2 protein-coding genes are annotated in these 1,553 nt (G+C 73.7%); both read left to right on the top strand.

The genetic code is table 11. From position 1 onward, the window contains the following. A partial coding sequence (locus tag WA805_RS18180) for an alpha/beta hydrolase (RefSeq protein ID WP_425242920.1) occupies positions 1-751 on the top strand: 751 nt, incomplete at its 5' end. Next, positions 748-1,553, top strand: an 806-nt coding sequence (locus WA805_RS18175) for an acyltransferase family protein (protein WP_425242919.1), incomplete at its 3' end; no start/stop codon positions are given. The genes WA805_RS18180 and WA805_RS18175, both read left to right, overlap by 4 nt.

Genomic DNA, 1,553 nt, shown 5'->3' with positions numbered 1-1,553 from the left:
CCACGGCGACAGCCAGCTGGCCGGCGCGCTGGCCAGCCTGCGCTCTCGGCACGTGCTGTTCTGTAATCCGAACGGGCAGGGCGTTGCCGCCATGGTCCTCGGCAACCTCGCCACCGCAAATCGGGTCGCGATCCTGGTGCCGGGCTCCGACACGACGCTGGCCACGTTCTTCTCCCGGGGATCGTCGTCCCCCGGCGGCGGTGCGGAGGCGCTCGCCGCCGAGGCGCAACGGCTCGACCCGTTCGACCCCGGAGAGCGGCTGGCGGTCATCGCCTGGCTCGGCTACCCCGCCCCGGCCATGCTCAGCCCGGCCGTGATGACCTCGGGTGACGCCGGGCAAGGGGCGCAGGCCCTGCGGCCGCTGGTCACCGCGCTGGCCCAGCACGGGGACCAGGTCGCGCTGCTGTGCCATAGCTACGGGTCGGTGGTCTGCGGGCTGGCCGCGCCGCACCTGCCGGTCACCGACATCGCGGTGTTCGGCAGCCCCGGGATTGACGCCTCCTCGGTGGCCTCGCTCCACACCACGGCGCGGGTGTGGGCCGGCCGGGAGAGCGGCGACTCGATCAAGTACGTGCCGCACATCCAGCTGTTGGGGCTGGGCTTCGGTGCCGACCCGATGTCGCCCGGGTTCGGCGCGCGCATCTTCGCTACCGGTGACAGCGGCCACAGCGGCTACCTGGACCCGGGCTCGGTCTCGCTGCGCAACCTGGCCTACATCGCGCTGGGCGACCCCGCGGCGGTTACCCGATGAGCGCCCTCGGGCAGGTCAGGGTTCTCGCCCGGCGCGTCGACGCCGCCACTCCGCCGCAGCGCGACCGCGCGGTCGACGCCCTGCGCGCCCTGGCCATCGCGGGCGTCATCGGCGGCCACTGGCTGGTCACCGCTCTGGTGACCGGCGGCAGCGGCCACGGCACGGTGCTGCACGACGACAGCCCGCTGGCCTGGATGCCGGCCCTGGCCCCGCTGTCCTGGATCTTCCAGACGCTCGCGGTCTTCTTCCTGGTCGGCGGCTACTCGGCGGCCCGCGGCTACCGGGGCGGGTACCGCACTTGGCTGCGCAAGCGCCTGATCCGGCTGGCTCGTCCTGTCGCGGCCCTGACGGCGGTCTGGGTTCCGGTCACGCTCGGCATGTGCCTGGCGGGCGTCCCGGCTGCTACCGTGCGCACGCTGCTCTTCCTGGTGATCAGCCCGCTGTGGTTCCTGGGCGTGTATGCCGTGCTGACCGCGCTGACCCCGGCGGCCATGTGGCTGGTCAGGCGGTTCGGCGCGTGGGCGGCCGCGTTCGCAGTCGCCATGGTGGCCGTCGCCGACCTCGTCAGGTTCGGCCTGTCCGGGCCCTCCTGGGTGGGCTGGGTCAACCTTCCGGTCGGCTGGCTCGTCCCGTACCTGCTCGGCATCGCCTGGGCGCTGGGCTCGCTGCGCGGACGCCGGGTCCCCGCGCTGATGCTGACCGCCGGCGGCGCCGCCACTGCCGCGCTGATCGCCTGGGCCGGGTACCCGGCCAGCATGGTCGGCGTGAACGGAGCCCACATCTCGAACCTGAACCCGCCGAC

The organism is Trebonia sp. (genome assembly GCF_049794275.1).
Taxonomy (GTDB): domain Bacteria; phylum Actinomycetota; class Actinomycetes; order Streptosporangiales; family Streptosporangiaceae; genus Trebonia.
The sequence above is the reverse complement of the archived record's forward strand: the minus strand, read 5'-3'. Positions and strand labels throughout refer to the sequence as shown.